The sequence below is a fragment of the Pseudomonas sp. NyZ480 genome (genome assembly GCF_029537255.1).
GTDB classification, from domain to species: Bacteria; Pseudomonadota; Gammaproteobacteria; order Pseudomonadales; family Pseudomonadaceae; genus Aquipseudomonas; species Aquipseudomonas taiwanensis.
In genome coordinates this window covers 1,059,148-1,076,711 of the sequence record NZ_CP120626.1, presented here as the reverse complement: position 1 = coordinate 1,076,711, position 17,564 = coordinate 1,059,148, and the positions used below count along the sequence as shown (strand labels likewise).

Below are 17,564 nucleotides of genomic sequence, written 5' to 3'. Positions count from 1 at the left end.
TCAAGACCTCATCGCCAGCAAGCCGGGCTCACGCGGGGCTTGCAACGCCCCGCAGACACCCGCTTGCCGGCCAGGATCAGGTCGCGTCCGCGTGGCTCACCCACCCTTTGACGATTACACCCACCGTCGCCAGCGCTGCGGGCACCAGCAAGGCAGTCAGTACCTGCTCGAAGCTCCAGCCCAGGCCCAGCAGGGTCGCACCGCTCCAGGCACCCAGAATCGCGCCGAAACGGCCGATGCCCAGCATCCACGAAACCCCGGTGGCACGGCCTTGGGTCGGGTAGAAGCGCGCCGCCAGCGAGGGCATCGCCGACTGCGCACCGTTCACGCACATACCTGCGATCAGCACCAGTGTGGCCAGCAAGGTAATGTTGCCCAGGCTCTGCCCCACTGCGTAGGCAAACACGCCGGCCAGCAGGTAGAAGATGCCAATGACCTTGTGCGGGTTGAAGCGGTCCATGGCCCAACCCACCCCGACCGCACTGAGCACGCCGCCGAACTGGAACAAAGCACCAATGAAGGCCGCCTGTTCCATGCTGGCACCGCTGTCACGCATCAGTGTGGGCAGCCAGCTGGTCAGCAGGTACACGATCACCAGGCCCATGAAATAGGTCAGCCACAGCAGCAAAGTGCCGACGCCATAGGTACCGGAGAAGATCACTGCAAACACGTTGCGAGCAGCTACCGCTTTTTGTTCGGGCACACTGAAGCTGGCCGCCTGAGCGATCACCGCAGGGGCGATCGGTGCCAGGGTCTTGCGCACTTTGTCGGTGCCCCGGTTACGCACCACCAGAAAACGCGCCGACTCCGGCAGCCAGATCATCAGCACCAAGGCCAGCAGCAGAGGCAGCACACCACCCACCACCAGCAGACTGTGCCAGCCGTAGGCCGGGATCATCTTGGCGGAAATGAAACCACCACCCGCCATGCCCAGGTTGAAGCCACAGAACATGCTGGTCACCAGCAGCGACTTCAGGCGCTCGGGGGTGTACTCGGACAGCAAGGTGGTGGCGTTGGGCATGCCTGCCCCCAGACCCAGGCCGGTCAGGAAGCGCAGCACCAGCAACTGATCGACATTGGTGGCGTAGGCCGAAGCCAGGCTGAAGCCGCCGAACACCAGCACGGCCCCCACCAGTACACCTTTACGACCGAAGCGGTCAGCCAAAGGCCCCGAGCCGAGGGCCCCGAACACCATGCCGATAAGCGCCGCACTCATCACCGGGCCAAGGCTGGCGCGGTCGATGCCCCACTCCTGGGACAAGGCCGGCGCGATGAAACCCATGGCGGCTGTATCCAGGCCGTCAAGGAAGACAATAAGGAAGCAGAGGATCACCACCCGCCACTGAAAGCGGGACAGAGGCTGTTCATTGATGAACGACTGGACGTCGAGGCTGTTCCCGACAGATTGCGGTTGATTCATTGTTGTTATCCAGAATGATGGGCACGGACAAACCACTGCACGCGAGGCACGAGCAACGTATTCGAAAGTCGGTGGAGTGCGGCTGGAATCAGCCTGGATACGAGGGCACTGCGTGCGGGTGCGGCCGCAGCAGCGAAGCGACAGTGTTCATGATCAAGGTATCTCTCGTGTTGTTTTTGTTCGGTCGGCAAAGCCGACCGTTGCGAGAGACATTAATCAGCGCCTTGGGACTGCGCAATTGACCAGCAACGACACTGTGCGTTTATCGAACAGGAAACGCTGCCACGCCTCGCCTCAGCCAAAAAGCTGGTGGCACAGGTCTTGGCTGGCGGCCAACAGAATCGGCAGGAACCGCTGCTCCAGCTCGCTGCGACTGACGCGGCCCACGTGGGTGCTGACATTCAAGGCAGCCAGCACCTGACCCGATGCGTCATAGATGGGTACTGCAATCGATCGCAGCCCTTGTTCCAGCTCCTGATCCACCACACACCAGCCCTGGGCACGCACTTGCTGGATGCAGGCGAACAATGAATCGGGGTCATGCAATGTGCGACTGGTACGCGCCTTGAGGTCCGCCCGTTCCAGGTACTCCCTGAGGCTGGCGTCGTCCAGCGCAGCCAGCAGGATGCGGCCCATCGACGTGCAATAGGCCGGCAACCGCCCACCTACCGACAGATCGACCGAGATCAGCCGCTCGACCGTTGCCGAACGCGCGATATAAAGAATGTCGTCACCTTCGAGCGTGGCCATGTTGGCCGCCTCATGCAGTTGGTCACTGATGCGGTCCAGATAAGGCTGCGCCGAAACGGCCAGCGGCGTCGAAGACAGGTAGGCATGCCCAAGGGTGAGCACTTTGGGCAGCAATGAATACGTGCGCCCGTCGGTGGTCGCATACCCCAGCTTGATCAAGGTATGCAGGCAACGCCGAACGGCAGCCCGTGGAATCTCGGTACGGTGGCTGATCTGGGCGATGGTCAGGTGGCGCTTGCGCTCCTGGAACGCCTGGATCACTGCAAGTCCCCGCGCCAGTGAGGTCATGAAGTCAGGGTCGCCCGTGAACGCCTGGATCCGCTTGGCCGGTGAAGCCACGATCGGTGGTGCCAACGAGGGAGCGGCACCACGCACCGGCTCTGCGTGGGCAGACTCATTGACCAGGGTTTCATCGCTCATCGCACACCTCTAAAAAAATCGCTCGCTCGTGCGATTATCGAACGAACGGCCGATAATCGCAATTGACCGCTGACACTTTTGCTTATACCTTTCTCCTGCCACATGTGGCTTCTTTGGAGAGACTGGTCAGGTACCCACCGTAGAAGTCCCCAGGCAACGGCCTCGCCTCGCGCGAGGCCGTTTTTCATTATCCTCTTGCAACACCGACTTCCGCTTCTGTTGTTCCAACATCGAACCCCGGCACTTCGTGGCGAACGCGACAACAACTTGCGTAGGCGATGTCAGTATTGGGTAAATAACCCTGTTCGACGAATTAACGGTTGCTATAATCGATTCTGCTGGCCCGGATCGAGACGCGGTCATGGACTTCACCGGGGTCATGCTTATCCAATCGCCAGCACTCAGGCTGCTGATTCACGCCTTCCGCTGTTCCATGCGCTTTCGGCGAATACCCAGAGCGTCGACAGGCGATACCCGCGTGGACGCAACGCACCTGGCAAACAACAAACAGGTAACCAACTCATTCAGGTATTACTGTGACGAAAGATGAACTGCGCGCGGAACTCGAGCGCCAGGCTGAACGTTACAAGGAAGTTTACGGCGGGGAAGTTACAACCTACGCCGCCCAACCGGATCCGGAACGCAAACCCTGGCGTAAACGAGCCACCGTGCAAGACCAAGCCTTCAGCCATGAACTGGAAAAGATGGAAAAGGAACTGCGCAGCGAGAAATCCTGAGCGTCCGATCCTTGGCATCCGCGCCGCAGGCTGAAAGGCCAGGGCGCGGGCGATCTTTACCGGGAGATCGGGGATGAAATGGAATTACACAAATTTCATACGACCGTTTGAACCGGGAGGCCGCACTGCTTTTTTTGATAATTTGCCGAAATTACAGGGTTTTCACGACTTTTAGGCGCCATTAATCTGCCTGGAATACGGCTTCGGCGTCCGAACCCAGGTCGAGAATGACTGCCATCGGTCAGCAGCAGGTGCATCGATTGCCAAGGTTTTCTGGCATAATCGCGCCCCCTTTGACCGCCAGACAACCTTCATGATCGATTTATTCAGCGGACTGGATGCCTGGGTGTTGGTGAGCTTGCTGCTCGCGCTGACATTCGTGCTCGCATTCGAGTTCATCAATGGCTTTCATGACACCGCCAACGCGGTAGCCACCGTCATCTATACCAAAGCCATGCCGCCGCACCTCGCCGTATTCTTCTCCGGCGTGTTCAACTTCCTCGGCGTTTTGCTCGGCGGAGTCGGGGTGGCCTATGCCATCGTGCACCTGCTGCCAGTCGAATTGCTGATCAATGTGAACACCGGGCATGGCCTGGCCATGGTTTTCTCGCTGTTGGCTGCGGCCATCACCTGGAACCTCGGCACCTGGTATTTCGGCATCCCCGCCTCCAGCTCGCACACGCTGATCGGCTCGATCCTCGGTGTGGGCCTGGCCAATGCCTTGATCAACGACATTCCGCTGGGTGACGGCGTCAACTGGCAGAAGGCGATCGACATCGCCATGTCCCTGGTGGTCTCGCCCATGGCGGGCTTCGCCGTGGCAGCCCTGGTCCTGATCGGACTGAAATGGTGGCGCCCGCTGTCGAAGATGCACAAGACGCCCGAGCAGCGTCGCAAGCTCGACGACAAGAAACACCCCCCCTTCTGGAACCGCCTGGTGCTGGTTATTTCGGCCATGGGCGTGAGCTTCGTGCACGGTTCCAACGACGGCCAGAAAGGCATTGGCCTGATCATGCTGGTCCTGATCGGTATCGTCCCGGCCAAATTCGTCCTCGACCTGAACAGCACGACCTACCAGATCGAGCGTACCCGCGACGCCACCCTGCACATGAGCCAGTTCTACCAGCGCAACGCCGCGACCCTGGGCGAATTCCTGGCGCTGGGCAAGGCCAAGGCCAGCGACCTGCCGGAACAGTTCAGCTGCAACCCCCAGCAGACCGAACCCACCATCGCGGCACTGCAGACCTCGCTGCAAGGCGTGACCGACTACCGCGACCTGAGCGCGGAAAAACGCGTGGAAGTACGTCGCTACCTGCTCTGCCTGGATGACACGGCCAAGAAGGTCGGCAAGCTGCCAGGCCTGGAAGCCCGTGAGAAGGCCGACCTGGAAAAACTGCGCAAGGACCTCACCGCCACCACCGAGTACGCTCCGTTCTGGGTGATCGTTGCCGTTGCGCTGGCATTGGGCCTGGGCACCATGGTCGGCTGGAAACGCGTGGTACTGACCGTTGGCGAGAAAATCGGCAAACAGGGCATGACCTACGCCCAAGGCATGTCGGCACAGATCACCGCAGCCTGCGCCATTGGTATGGCCAACGTGTTCAGCCTGCCGGTGTCGACCACCCACGTCCTGTCATCCGGCGTCGCCGGTACCATGGTTGCCAACAAGAGCGGCCTGCAAGGCGGTACCGTGAAAACCATCCTGCTGGCCTGGGTCCTGACCCTGCCGGCCTCGATGGGCCTCGCGGCCGGCCTGTTCTGGCTGGCGTCGAAAGCCATTGGCTAAGTGATACCGCACATGTGAAAGGGGCGCCTTCGGGCGCCCTTTTCATATCTGCTCTCCGCCCCTGCTTAGTAAGAGCGGGATTACCCGCGCAAGGGTCGGCGCAGGTTCACTACCGCTTCCTGCCTCCCAACAACGACCCCATCAACCCCCGCACCAGCTGGCGCCCCAACTGGTTGGCCGCTTGCCGCACCGCCGACTTGATTGCCTGCCCTGCCGCACTCTGCAAGAACTCCCCGGCCTTGTCGGCAAAACTGTCTTCATCCACCTTGGGCACCGGCGCAGGCTCCACCGGCTCACCTTTGCGTTGACTCAACATCTCGTACGCCGACTCGCGGTCGACCGGCTTGTCATAGCGTCCTAGCAACGGTGAGCCGGCGATCAAGGCACTTCGCTCGGCTGCCGTGAGCGGCCCGATCCGCGACTGCGGCGGGGCGATCAGCACGCGCTGGACCATCGCTGGCGTGCCCTTCTCCTCCAGTGTTCCCACCAAGGCCTCGCCGATACCCAGCTCGGTCAGCACAGCCAAGGTATCGAACGCAGGATTCGGCCGAAAACCATCAGCCACCGCCCGTAGCGACTTCTGCTCCTTGGCGGTGAATGCCCGCAGACCATGCTGGATGCGCAATCCCAGTTGAGCCAGCACGGCATCCGGCAGATCGCCCGGTGACTGAGTGACGAAATAAACCCCCACTCCTTTTGAGCGGATCAGCCGCACCACCTGCTCCAGCCGGTCCTGCAAAGCCTTGGGCGTATCGTTGAACAACAAGTGGGCTTCATCGAAGAACAGCGCCAGCACAGGCTTGTCGGCATCCCCACGCTCCGGCAGTTGCTCGAACAGCTCAGCCAGCAGCCATAGCAGGAAGGTCGCATACACCTTCGGCGCCTCATGCACCAGGCGGCTGGCATCGAGCAGGTGAATGCGCCCACGCCCGTCGTGGTCAGGGCGCAGCAGATCTTCGAGCTGCAAGGCTGGCTCGCCGAACAGGGCCTCGGCGCCTTGCTGCTCCAAGGTGGCCAGCCGACGCAACAGTGCCTGGGTCGAGGCGCCAGTCATCAGAGCGCTGTCTTCGCCGAGCAATTGTGGGTTGTCCTTCAAATGCCCTAGCAGAGCCTTGAGGTCCTTCAGATCCAGCAGCAACAGGCCTTCGCGGTCCGCCACCTTGAACGCGGCATACAGCGCGGCCTGTTGGCTGTCGGTCAGTTCAAGCAAGTTGCCCAGCAACAGCGGCCCCATTTCGCTGAGGGTGGTACGCAGCGGGTGACCGGACTGGCCAGCGATATCCCAGAGGCTGGTCGGATAAGCCTGTGGCGTGTGTCCCAACCAGGGCATGCCGGCAATCCGCTCGGCTACCTTGCCTTGCGGGGCCCCCATCGCCCCCAGGCCACACAGGTCACCTTTGACATCGGCCGCGAATACCGCCACCCCCGCATCGCTGAAAGCTTCCGCAAGGTGCTGAAGTGTGACGGTTTTACCCGTCCCCGTGGCCCCGGCGACCAAACCATGACGGTTGGCCAGGCGCATGGCTTGGGTGACGGGCTGGCCATCCAAACCTGCGCCGACAACTAATTGCGAAGAATCCGACATGTTCTCTCTTCCTCTACTCAAGCTTCACCCTGAATCGGCCGATACACCCATGTGATATTCGCCTTCAAAGCAGGAACAACCGAAAAAGGACTTTCCGGGATGTTGCACTGTTTGACTGCTGTATTCGTGCGAACGCCCGATAAAAACCTTAGCGGAACCGATTACGCCATGAACAAAAGCCTTCGTTTCAGCCATAAGATCCTATTGGCAGCCTCACTGATCGTGATACTCGCCTTCAGTTTGTTCACCCTCTACAACGATTACCTCCAGCGTAATGCGATCCGGGAAAATCTGGAGAATTATCTGGCTGAAATGGGCGAATCCACTTCGACCAACATTCGCAACCTGTTCGAAGGTCGCATAAAACTGGTGGAGAATCTGGCACAGAACATTGCCCAGGAACCCGCCAAGGCTGAGACCTTGATGGGCCAGAATGCCCTGACCTCCAGCTTCCTGACCGTGTACCTGGGCAAGGTCGATGGTGGTTTCAGTGTCCGCCCCAACACCAAGATGCCCGATGGCTACGATCCACGTACCCGCCCTTGGTATAAGGACGGCATGAACGCCTCCGGCGTGACGCTTACCGAACCGTACATCGACATGGCCACCAACAAGATGGTCATCGGCATCATCAACAAGGTTTCCGGCTCCGTCGGCGTGGTCGGCGGCGACCTGGACCTCGACGGCCTGGTACGGATCGTCAACTCGCTGAACTTCGGCGGCATGGGTTATGCCTTCCTGGTCAACGATCAAGGCAAGATCCTGGTTCACCCGGACAAAGAGCTGGTGATGAAGTCGCTGTCGGACCTGTTCCCGCAAAAGACCCCCAAGCTGTCCGGTGAACTGACCGAAGTCGATACCGACGGTCAGGCGCGCTTGCTGACCTTCACGCCGATCAAAGGCCTGCCATCGGCCAACTGGTACATCGGCCTGTCGGTGGACAAGCAAAAAGCCTTCGCCATGCTGAGCACTTTCCGCACCTCGGCGGTCATCGCCACGGTCGTTGCCGTGGTGATCATCATCGGTCTGCTCGGCCTGCTGATCCGCGCACTCATGCAGCCGCTGCACACCATGACCCGAGCGATGGAAGACATCGCCGAAGGCGAAGGCGACCTGACCAAGCGGCTGAAAATCCACAGCCACGACGAGTTCGGTATTCTGGGTACCGCCTTCAACCGCTTCGTCGAGCGTATCCACAGCTCGATCCGCGAAGTGTCCTCGGCCACCGAGCAGGTCAATGAAGTAGCCCTTCGGGTCATCAGCGCATCGAACTCGTCGATGGCCAACTCCGACGAACAGTCCAACCGCACCAACAGCGTCGCCGCCGCCATCAACGAACTGGGTGCTGCCGCCCAGGAGATCGCTGGCAATGCGGCCCAAGCCTCGCAACACGCCAGCTCGGCTCGCCTGCTGGCCGAGGAAGGCCAGCAAGTAGTGGAGCGCAACATCGAGGCGATGAACCGCCTGTCCGACCTGATCGTCAGCTCCAGCGCGCACATCGAGACCCTCAACAGCAAGACCGTCAACATCGGCCAGATTCTCGAAGTCATCACCAGTATCTCCCAGCAGACCAACCTGCTGGCACTCAACGCCGCGATCGAGGCTGCCCGCGCCGGCGAGGCTGGCCGAGGCTTTGCCGTGGTAGCCGATGAAGTGCGCAACCTGGCCCACCGCACGCAGGAATCGGCGCAGCAGGTCCAGACCATGATCGAGGAACTGCAGATCGGTGCCCGCGAATCGGTGGAGACCATGGGCCAAAGCCAGCGCCACAGCCAGGACAGCATGGAGATCGCCAACCAGGCCGGCGAGCGTCTGGACAGCGTGACCGTGCGCATCAGCGAGATCGACGGCATGAACCAGTCGGTGGCCACTGCCACCGAGGAACAGACCGCCGTGGTCGATTCGATCAACATGGACATCAACGAAATCAACATGCTCAACCAGGAAGGCGTCGAAAACCTCCAGGCCACCCTGCGTGCATGCTCTGACCTGGAGCAGCAAGCGAGCCGCCTCAAGCATCTGGTCGGCACGTTCCGCATCTGACCGCACGCCACAGGAGCAGGCAGTCCGCCTGCCTGCTCCTGTCGTTCGAAGCTATCCCGCCAAGCCCCCTACCCCGATCGAACAAACTATTCTTCAGGAAGGTCAACCTTTAGGCGCGTCATCGCCGGCCCGTTGCAGCCGGATGACAGACCCGAAGACGATCCCGGAGGGATGCTGATCGTGCACATTGCTGACATCACCATGTTCTACGCCCCGGCCAGCGGCGGCGTACGTACCTATCTTGATGCCAAACACCATCGACTCGACGCCATTGCAGGCGTGCGCCACAGTCTCTTGATCCCCGGCGCCAGCGCCAGCCACGACAACGGCATCTATCAGGTGCCCGCTCCTCCCCTGCCGTTTGGCAACGGCTACCGCTTCCCGGTGCGCCTGGCCCCTTGGTGCAACGTGCTTCGCCGCCTCAAGCCCGACCTGATCGAGGTGGGCGACCCCTACCTGACCGCCTGGGCAGCCCTGGAAGCGCGGCGCAAGCTCAACGTGCCGGTGATCGGTTTCTATCATTCCGATCTCCCCTTGCTGGTCAGCAATCGGATGGGCAACTGGTTCACCCCCAATGTCGAAGCCTATGTCAGCAAGCTGTATGGCAACTTCGACCGGGTGCTGGCTCCCAGCCAAGTCATGGCCGACAAACTGCGCCGCCTGGGGGTTAAACAAGTTCATGTACAGCCTCTGGGCGTCGACCTGTCGACCTTCCACCCTGGGCACCGTGATCCGCATCTGAAAGCCAGACTGGGGATTCCCGACACCAGCCGCCTGCTGATCTACGCAGGTCGCGGTTCGCGGGAAAAGAACCTGCCCGTTCTGCTTGACTGCATAGAGCGCCTGGGCCGACCGTATCACCTGTTGCTGGTTGGCTCGAACATGCCAGCCAATGTGCCAGCCAACGTCACCGTGATCGATCGATTCTGCCCACCCGATGAGGTCGCCAGGCTGATGGCCAGTGCCGACCTGCTGGTTCACGCAGGCGACCAGGAAACCTTCGGCCTGGTCATCCTCGAAGCGATGGCCAGCGCAACCCCGGTGGTCGCGGTGCGGGCCGGGGCGTTCAGCGAGATCATCAACGACCGGTGCGGGCGCCTGTGCCGCCCCAACGATGGCCAGGCCATGGCCACCGCCGTGCGTGAGGTGTTCGAAGAAGGCATTCACGACCTAGGCGTCCAAGCCCGTTGCCAGGCAGAGCAACACTACTCGTGGGACAGCGTGGTAAGCGGCTTGCTGGGGCACTATCAGGCCGTGCTCGGCCACGCACCGCAGGTACGTGCCCATGGTTGAAAACAGCGGCAAGCCGCGCAGCCTGATGCTGGTGCTGCACGACATCGCGCCCGAAACCTGGCCCGACTACCAGCCGTTCGTCGAGGCCGTCGACCAACTGGGCAATGTGCCGATGACCTGGTTGGTGGTGCCGGACTTCCATCACCGCAACCTGCTGTCACGCTCGCCCACCTTCTGCCGCATGCTCGAACACCGTTTGGCGCGGGGAGACGAACTTGCCTTGCATGGCTTCTACCATGCCGATGACGAGCCGCCACCACGCAGCCCTGGCGAATACTTCATGCGCCGTGTCTTGACCCATGAAGGCGAATTCTACCGGCTGGACCGCCAGCAAGCCCTGCAACGCCTGGAAAGCGGCCTGGCGCTATTCGAGCGGCAAGGCTGGCCGGTAGCAGGCTTCGTCGCACCGGCCTGGTTGATGAGCGAAGGCACCCGACAGGCGCTGCGCCATCTGCCCTTGCGCTACACCAGCACAGCCCAGCACCTGTACCGCCTGCCCGAGTTCACCGCCATCCCAGCCCCAGGTTTGGTATGGAGCGCCCGCAGTGCCTGGCGTCGGGGACTGTCTCGGCTGCTCTGTGACTGGCAATGCCGACGTTGGCGCGAGGCAGAGACACTGCGCCTGGGGCTGCACCCGGTGGACATGCGTCATCGCGACTCACGACAGTACTGGTTGCGCACCCTCCAGACCCTACTGGCAGAAGGCCGCGAGCCCTTGACCAAGTCAAGCTGGCTGGAGCGCCAGGTGATCGCATGAGCCGCCTGGGCTGGCTGGTCCTGGCCTTGCTCTTGGCGGTGTTGGTGCCGACGCTGCTGGGCGGCAGCGAACTGCTACCCAGGCTACGCGCCTTCGCACCGACACTGATGATGTCGCTGCTGGGGATGATCATGCTGTGCTGGGTCATCAACGCCGTTCGCCTGCGCCTGCTGCTCGGCCAGCAGGCGCAGAAGATTAGCCGGGTACGCAGCCTGGGCGTGGTGATGGCCACCGAGTTCGCAATCTGCACCACCCCGGGGGGTAGCGGCGGACCGCTGACCTTGATGGCGCTGCTGGCCCATGATCGCATCGGCCCAGCGCGCAGCGGGGCGGTGTTTGCCATGGACCAACTGAACGACTTGGTGTTTTTCTTCTGTGCCCTGCTGGCTATCGCCGGCTATGCCGCGTTTCACAGCCTCGGGCAAAGCCAGGAAAGCATGCTGCTGGGCAGCGCGTCGCTGCTGTGCGTGGCGCTGGCGCTGGTGGTTGGTTTACTACGCTGCCGACGCCGGGTGATGCGGTTCATCGGGCGGCTGCTAAGGCGCCTTGGCGTTGCCCGGCAACGTCGACAACGCTGGGCTCGCAAGCTGCTGCACTTCATCCATGCCCTGGCGCAAACCTGGCGCCTGCCCAAACGCACGCTGGCGCTGGTATTCACCCTCACCTGCGCGCACTGGAGCCTACGCTACAGCGTGTTGTTCCTGGTACTGCGGGGATTGGGTGTGGAGCTTTCGTGGATACCGAGCTTTCTGGTGCAGATGCTTTCGCTGAGCGCCGGTCAGTTCAGCTTGCTGCCAGGTGGTGCAGGCGCCGCAGAACTGACGTCGGCGAGCTTGCTGACCCCCTTGGTCGGCAGCTCGACCGCAGCGGCGGCAGTGCTGATCTGGCGGGCAGTCACTTACTACTTCTATCTGCTTGCCGGAGGGCCGGTGTTCGTGTGCCTGCTGGCGCGTCCGTTGCTGGCGCGCTGGCGGGGTCAGGCGCATTGAGCTGCTGCCAGAGTTCGGCGGCACCGGAAAACTCGGTGCCGTCGTCGTCGCTCAGCGCTTCGGGATCGAAGCGGGCCAGACAGCCCTCGCCGAGGGTCGCAGGTGCCGAGGCACCCGCCTTGTCACGCGGATCTGCCACAGGCCACCTCGCTATCAGTCGAAGACCACCGTTTTGTTGCCGTGGACCAGTACACGGTCTTCCAAGTGATAGCGCAGACCACGGGCCAACACCATCTTCTCGACGTCACGGCCGAAGCGAACCATATCTTCGATGCTGTCGGCGTGGCTCACGCGGACCACGTCCTGTTCGATGATCGGGCCGGCATCGAGCTCTTCGGTCACGTAGTGGCAAGTTGCGCCGATCAGCTTCACGCCACGCAGCGCAGCCTGGTGGTAAGGCTTGGCGCCAACGAACGAGGGCAGGAAGCTGTGGTGGATGTTGATCACTTTTTCAGCGTAGTCCTGGCACAGTTGCGGCGGCAGGATCTGCATGTAGCGGGCCAGCACCACCACGTCGGCCGCATGCTCCTGAACCAGGCGCGACACTTCGGCAAAGGCCGGGGCCTTGTCCTTGGGGTCCACCGGCACATGGAAGAACGGGATCCCGTGCCACTCGACCATGCTGCGCAGGTCGTTGTGGTTGGAAATCACGCAAGGAATCTCACAGTCCAGCTCGTCGGTGTGCCAGCGGTGCAGCAGATCGGCCAGGCAATGGGATTCGCGGCTGGCCATCAACACCACGCGCTTCTTCTGCGCAGAGTCGGTGATGCGCCAGGTCATGGAGAACTCTTCGGCGATGGGCGCGAACGCCTCGCGGAAGGCTTCGATACCGAACGGCAGCGACTCGGCACGGATTTCATGGCGCATGAAGAACCAGCCACTTTGCTCGTCGGAGTGGTGGCTGGCCTCGTTGATCCAGCCGTTGTACAAGGCCAGGAAATTACTGACTTTCGCCACGATGCCTACACGGTCGGGGCAGGCGATCACCAGACGATAGGTGCGCATGAATAAGACTCCAAAACTTCGCAAAGGCGCTCATTCTAGCGGCACACCAGCAAAAACGCAGTATTGATCGTGTGCGCCCGCACCGCCAGCGCCAGCCTTATGCCACTGTCCCTGGCACTACCACCTCGGGATCGAGAGTTTTGTGAATTTTTCTTAACCGAAGAAATATGTTGTCGCAACCTAATTAACAGTTTATTGCTTATTTATATGTTTACTTGAGAGTATCGCCTGTCTATTATTGGCACACACATTTCTGAACACGCACTAAGGAACACTCCATGTCCCTGATCAACGAGTACCGCGCTACCGAAGAAGCCATCAAGGAACTTCAGGCCCGCCTGGCCAACCTGTCGCAGGATGACAAGCTGAAACAAGAACTGGAGTTCGAAGGCAAACTGCGCGCACTGATGGGTGAATACTCCAAGTCGCTGCGCGACGTGATCGCCCTGCTCGACCCAGAGTCGAAACTGAGCAAAGGCCCGCGCGCCGTGGCTAAAACCACTACCACCAAGCGTGCACGCAAAGTCAAGCAATACAAAAACCCGCACAACGGTGAAGTGATCGAAACCAAAGGCGGTAACCACAAGACCCTGAAAGAATGGAAAGCCAAGTGGGGTGGTGATGTGGTTGAAGGCTGGGCGACTCTGCTGGACTAATAGTCCGCACTGTTTCCTCGCTTTTGCAAACACGAACGCCGGCTTAATGCCGGCGTTTTTGTTGGCTCATTCACGGGTGCAATTCGAACCGTGCCTGTAATTGCCCGGCATGGGCCTGCCAGGCGTCCAGCACCTTGCGCCCCGCTTCATCGGCATCGGCCCAAGCCCCCTGCCGGGCCTGCTCGAAGCCCGCCAGCGTGTTCGGGGCGCCGTGCAAAGGGTCGCTCAAACGCTGCTGGCAGAACGCGAACCAGCGCTGACGCTCCTGGGGGTTCAAGGTCTCGGGGAAGTTTCGCGCACGATACCGGAACAGCAACTCAGGCATTCGTGGGTCATCGAACATCCAGTGGCCATGCCCTAATTGCGCTGGTTCCAGGGTACGCACTTGTTCACATAGACGACGGTCACGCTCTCCCAGGAAACCGTCATACAACTGCTGTTCAGGGTCTTCGCTGGGGGTGAAATCTTCCGTGCCATAGATGTGTTCAAGCTTGTCTTGCCAAACCGACTGTTGCGTGGCCAAGGCCTCACCGCGCGATTGCAACAATGCCATGTCCAGCCCAAGGCGTTGTTGATCTGCAGGGCGCAATACCGATAGCGGAGCCACTACCGGGCAGCGGTTGATTTGCACCAACTTCAGCGGTACCGGTAGTTGCCCCTCAGATAAATGTTCATGCCGAGTGTACAAGCGCGCTCGCAGGACTTCGGCACTTTCCCTTAATAACGGTAGGGTTTCCTGATGCAGGTCGCACACAATCAGTGCATTGCGATTGCGCGGGTGCCAGGCCAGTGGCAACACCACGCCCAGATAATGACGCGCGGCCGAGAAACGTCCGGATATGTGCACCAGCGGCTGCAACAAGCGAATCTGTTCCAGCACTTTGTGCTTACTGCGAAGGTTGAACAACCAGTCATACAACTTAGGTTGTTTCTGGCGAATCAGACGGGCCAACCCAATGGTCGCCCGCACGTCGGAAAGTGCTTCATGGGCATGCCCATGGACAATGCCATTGGCCTGGCTGAGCAACTCCAGGCGCAAGCTGGTACGGCCCTCCTGCTGGGGCCAGACGATGCCCTCAGGGCGTAGCGCGTAAGCCGTGCGCACGACGTCGATCAGGTCCCAACGACTGTTACCGCCCTGCCACTCACGGGCATAGGGGTCGAAGAAGTTGCGATACAGGCTGTAACGCGTGACCTCGTCATCGAAACGCAAGGTGTTGTAGCCCGCGCCACAGGTTCCCGGGCGCGCAAGCTGCTCGTGAACCCGGGTCATGAATTCGGCTTCGCACAGGCCCTGGGTCGCCAACTGTTCGGGCGTGATACCGGTTACCAGGCACGCGGCCGGGTGCGGCAGGATGTCGTCGGAGGGGCGGCAATAGAGGTTGATAGGCGCTTCGATCTCATTCAGATCGAGGTCGGTACGCACACCGGCAACCTGCAGCGGTCGGTCGCAGCGTGGGTTGATGCCGGTGGTTTCGTAGTCGTGCCAGAAAATGCTGGAGCTCACGGGGTCGTCCTGTATCGAGGTCGTCCCGATTCTAGCGGACCGAGCTTCAGGCGGAAGCGTTGGCAGGGTTAAAACTGAAATAGTCTCGCAATGAACGGACGAAATCGTCGTACTCGCGGGGGGCTTGCAAGAGCATGAAACCAGAATCGTAGTGGCCGGGGGTCTGGTCCTCACGGCACCACAGGCAACTGGCTGTCACGTTGATGAACTGCAAGCCGCCACCGGCCAGTGGCAGGCGCAGCTGCAACTCGAAATCCGGGCCGACCAGCACCGGCAGCTGGCTGATCAACATCAAGCCATCTTCCGAGGCATTACCCAGAAAGCCGATCTGCTGCTCGGTGAAGCGGTTGTAGACCTTGAGCACACAAGGCAGCTGATGGCGTTCGATATGGCGTTGGTTGTACATGATCGCTATTGCAGTCCGTACCCGATGCCAGGAATGCAAGAGACTGGCGAGTGGTTGTTACATCCAATTAACAGGTTAGCTCAACACTCGCGGCAAATCCCGTGAATTAGTTGACACGTTGGTGTTAACGCCAAGGAGTGGTGTTGACCGGGTTCGCCACTGCCGTGTCTCCCACCCGATAATGACCGGTCTTCTCCAGCGTTTGCAGGCGTGCCTTAGCGCGATAGGCGTACTCGTTGCCTGGATACTGCTGGATCAGGTACTCGTAGGTCTGCGCCGCATCGACGAACAGCTTCTGGCGCTCCAGGCACTGGCCGCGCAGCAGGGACACTTCGGGATGGATGAACGGCCGGGCACGGCTGGTTCGGTCAACCTGCGACAGTTCGAGCATGACCCGCTGGCAATCGCCACGGTCATAGGCACGGTAGGCATTGTTCAAATGATGGTCCATGGACCAGCGGGTGCAACCGACGGTGCTGGCCGCCAGGGCTAAAACGATCAGGGCTCGCATGGGGAATCTCCTTTGATGCCAGATTATCGGCCTTTGCACGCAAATCTTCACACCCTTTTGCAAGGATACCCCGCCCGTTCAAATGCCACCCTGCCTTGGTTGCAGGTAGTGCAACGGAACAATGACTACAGCGAGATTCAGGAGTAGCCTTTCGCTGCGCTTCACTATAGGAGTCTGTGCATGACCATCCGCCGTACCAAAATCGTCGCCACCCTTGGCCCCGCCAGCAATTCGCCGGAAGTGATCGAACAGCTGATCCTCGCCGGCCTGGACGTGGCACGCCTGAACTTCTCCCACGGCACCCCGGACGAGCACAAGGCGCGCGCCCGCCTGATCCGTGACATCGCCGCCAAGAACGGCCGCCATGTCGCACTGCTGGGCGACCTGCAGGGTCCGAAGATCCGCATCGCCAAATTCAGCAACAAGCGCATCGAACTGAAAGTCGGTGACAAATTCACTTTCTCCACCGCCCACCCGCTGACCGAAGGCAACCAGGACATCGTCGGTATCGATTACCCCGATCTGGTCAAGGACTGCGGCGTCGGTGACGAACTGCTGCTCGACGACGGTCGCGTGGTGATGCGGGTCGAAACCGCCACTGCCGACGCCCTGCACTGCGTGGTGATCGTCGGTGGCCCGCTGTCGGACCACAAAGGCATCAATCGCAAAGGTGGCGGCCTTACCGCTCCAGCCCTGACCGAAAAAGACAAGGCAGACATCAAGCTGGCCGCGGAAATGGACCTGGACTACCTGGCCGTGTCCTTCCCACGCGACGCCAAAGATATGGAATACGCCCGCAAGCTACGGGACGAAGCGGGTGGCAGCGCCTGGCTGGTGGCCAAGATCGAGCGCGCCGAGGCAGTGGCCGACGATGAAACCCTCGACGGCCTGATCGCCGCTTCCGACGCGGTGATGGTTGCCCGTGGCGACCTGGGCGTGGAAATCGGCGACGCCGAGCTGATCGCCATCCAGAAGAAGATCATCCAGCACGCCCGCCGCAACAACAAGGCGGTGATCGTGGCGACCCAGATGATGGAGTCGATGATCCAGAACCCGATGCCGACCCGTGCCGAAGTGTCGGACGTGGCCAACGCCGTGCTGGACAACACCGACGCGGTGATGCTGTCGGCCGAAAGCGCCGCCGGTGCCTACCCGATCGAAGCGGTTCAGGCCATGGCCCGCATCTGCCTGGGCGCCGAGAAGCACCCGACCAGCCAGAAGTCCAGCCACCGCCTGCACACCACGTTCGAGCGCTGCGACGAGAGCATCGCCCTGGCGGCCATGTACACCGCCAACCACTTCCCAGGCGTCAAGGCGATCATCGCGCTGACCGAAAGTGGCTACACCCCGCTGATCATGTCGCGTCTGCGTTCGCACGTGCCGATCTTCGCCCTGTCGCCACACCGCGCTACCCAGGCTCGCGCCTCGATGTTCCGCGGCGTCTACCCGATCGCCTTCGACCCGGCGGCATTGCCAGCCGACAAGGTCAGCCAGGCGGCCGTCGACGAGCTGCTCAAGCGCGGCCTGGTAGAGCAAGGTGACTGGGTGATCCTGACCAAGGGCGACAGCTACCACACCATCGGTGGCACCAACGGCATGAAGATCCTGCACGTTGGTGATCCGCTGGTCGGCTGATAGCCCCGGCCCAATCGCCGGCAGGCCGGCTCCTACAGGATTGCAGGAGCCGGCTTGACTGGCG

16 protein-coding genes are annotated in these 17,564 nt (G+C 61.1%); 8 read left to right on the top strand and 8 right to left on the bottom strand.

What is annotated here, in order from left to right; translation table 11 throughout:
- Positions 1-76 precede the first annotated feature (76 nt).
- The gene (locus tag P3R38_RS04860; protein ID WP_023378908.1) at positions 77-1,420 is read right to left on the bottom strand and encodes an MFS transporter; all 1,344 of its coding nucleotides are present in this window, start codon (positions 1,418-1,420) and stop codon (positions 77-79) included.
- Positions 1,421-1,714: 294 nt separating this feature from the next.
- A complete protein-coding gene (gene pcaR, locus P3R38_RS04855; RefSeq protein WP_238346466.1) occupies positions 1,715-2,590 on the bottom strand; it encodes a pca regulon transcriptional regulator PcaR in 876 nt (291 codons plus the stop codon).
- 536 nt (positions 2,591-3,126) lie between these two features.
- On the opposite strand from pcaR, the gene P3R38_RS04850 reads away from it, so the two are divergent.
- Both P3R38_RS04850 and P3R38_RS04845 read left to right on the top strand, forming a co-directional pair.
- Positions 3,127-3,327: a hypothetical protein gene (locus P3R38_RS04850; RefSeq protein WP_023378905.1), complete on the top strand. Its 201-nt coding sequence runs from the start codon at positions 3,127-3,129 to the stop codon at positions 3,325-3,327.
- Between the two features lie 313 nt (positions 3,328-3,640).
- Positions 3,641-5,113: an inorganic phosphate transporter gene (locus P3R38_RS04845; protein ID WP_023378904.1), complete on the top strand. Its 1,473-nt coding sequence runs from the start codon at positions 3,641-3,643 to the stop codon at positions 5,111-5,113.
- A gap of 109 nt (positions 5,114-5,222) precedes the next feature.
- On the opposite strand, the gene P3R38_RS04840 is transcribed toward P3R38_RS04845, so the two are convergent.
- Entirely contained in the window at positions 5,223-6,698 is a 1,476-nt protein-coding gene (locus P3R38_RS04840) for a helicase HerA-like domain-containing protein (protein ID WP_023378903.1), read from the bottom strand.
- Positions 6,699-6,866: 168 nt separating this feature from the next.
- Between P3R38_RS04840 and P3R38_RS04835 the strand changes: the two genes are divergently transcribed.
- From P3R38_RS04835 to P3R38_RS04820, 4 genes are all read left to right on the top strand, one after another.
- Complete coding sequence (locus P3R38_RS04835) at positions 6,867-8,741, top strand: methyl-accepting chemotaxis protein (protein WP_277686874.1); 1,875 nt, start codon at positions 6,867-6,869, stop codon at positions 8,739-8,741.
- 171 nt (positions 8,742-8,912) lie between these two features.
- Complete coding sequence (locus P3R38_RS04830) at positions 8,913-10,034, top strand: glycosyltransferase family 1 protein (RefSeq protein WP_277686873.1); 1,122 nt, start codon at positions 8,913-8,915, stop codon at positions 10,032-10,034.
- Positions 10,027-10,791 (top strand): DUF2334 domain-containing protein, encoded by a 765-nt coding sequence (locus tag P3R38_RS04825; protein ID WP_023378900.1) that lies wholly within the window; start codon positions 10,027-10,029, stop codon positions 10,789-10,791. Before P3R38_RS04830 ends, P3R38_RS04825 begins: the two co-directional genes overlap by 8 nt.
- Complete coding sequence (locus P3R38_RS04820; RefSeq protein WP_277686872.1) at positions 10,788-11,780, top strand: lysylphosphatidylglycerol synthase transmembrane domain-containing protein; 993 nt, start codon at positions 10,788-10,790, stop codon at positions 11,778-11,780. The genes P3R38_RS04825 and P3R38_RS04820 overlap by 4 nt, the downstream gene beginning before the upstream one ends.
- Here P3R38_RS04820 and P3R38_RS04815 read toward each other — a convergent pair.
- Both P3R38_RS04815 and purU read right to left on the bottom strand, forming a co-directional pair.
- Positions 11,686-11,919 (bottom strand): hypothetical protein, encoded by a 234-nt coding sequence (locus tag P3R38_RS04815; RefSeq protein WP_081669750.1) that lies wholly within the window; start codon positions 11,917-11,919, stop codon positions 11,686-11,688. The two genes, P3R38_RS04820 and P3R38_RS04815, sit on opposite strands and share 95 nt — an antisense overlap.
- Before the next feature lie 14 nt (positions 11,920-11,933).
- Positions 11,934-12,785, bottom strand: coding sequence for a formyltetrahydrofolate deformylase (gene purU, locus P3R38_RS04810; protein WP_023378897.1), 852 nt, complete (start codon positions 12,783-12,785; stop codon positions 11,934-11,936).
- A gap of 278 nt (positions 12,786-13,063) precedes the next feature.
- On the opposite strand from purU, the gene mvaT reads away from it, so the two are divergent.
- Positions 13,064-13,441, top strand: coding sequence for a histone-like nucleoid-structuring protein MvaT (gene mvaT / locus P3R38_RS04805; protein ID WP_023378896.1), 378 nt, complete (start codon positions 13,064-13,066; stop codon positions 13,439-13,441).
- Between the two features lie 70 nt (positions 13,442-13,511).
- Here mvaT and sbcB read toward each other — a convergent pair whose 3' ends face one another.
- The 3 genes from sbcB to P3R38_RS04790 all read right to left on the bottom strand — a co-directional run bounded on the left by sbcB (position 13,512) and on the right by P3R38_RS04790 (position 15,865).
- Entirely contained in the window at positions 13,512-14,948 is a 1,437-nt protein-coding gene (sbcB, locus tag P3R38_RS04800) for an exodeoxyribonuclease I (RefSeq protein WP_023378895.1), read from the bottom strand.
- A 46-nt stretch (positions 14,949-14,994) separates the two neighbouring features.
- Entirely contained in the window at positions 14,995-15,354 is a 360-nt protein-coding gene (locus tag P3R38_RS04795) for a PilZ domain-containing protein (RefSeq protein ID WP_027908098.1), read from the bottom strand.
- Between the two features lie 124 nt (positions 15,355-15,478).
- Positions 15,479-15,865, bottom strand: a complete 387-nt coding sequence (locus P3R38_RS04790; protein WP_023378893.1) for a hypothetical protein — start codon at positions 15,863-15,865, stop codon at positions 15,479-15,481.
- A gap of 180 nt (positions 15,866-16,045) precedes the next feature.
- Here P3R38_RS04790 and pyk point away from each other — a divergent pair, with 180 nt between their 5' ends.
- Positions 16,046-17,500: a pyruvate kinase gene (pyk, locus tag P3R38_RS04785; RefSeq protein ID WP_023378892.1), complete on the top strand. Its 1,455-nt coding sequence runs from the start codon at positions 16,046-16,048 to the stop codon at positions 17,498-17,500.
- The last annotated feature ends 64 nt before the right edge of the window (positions 17,501-17,564 follow it).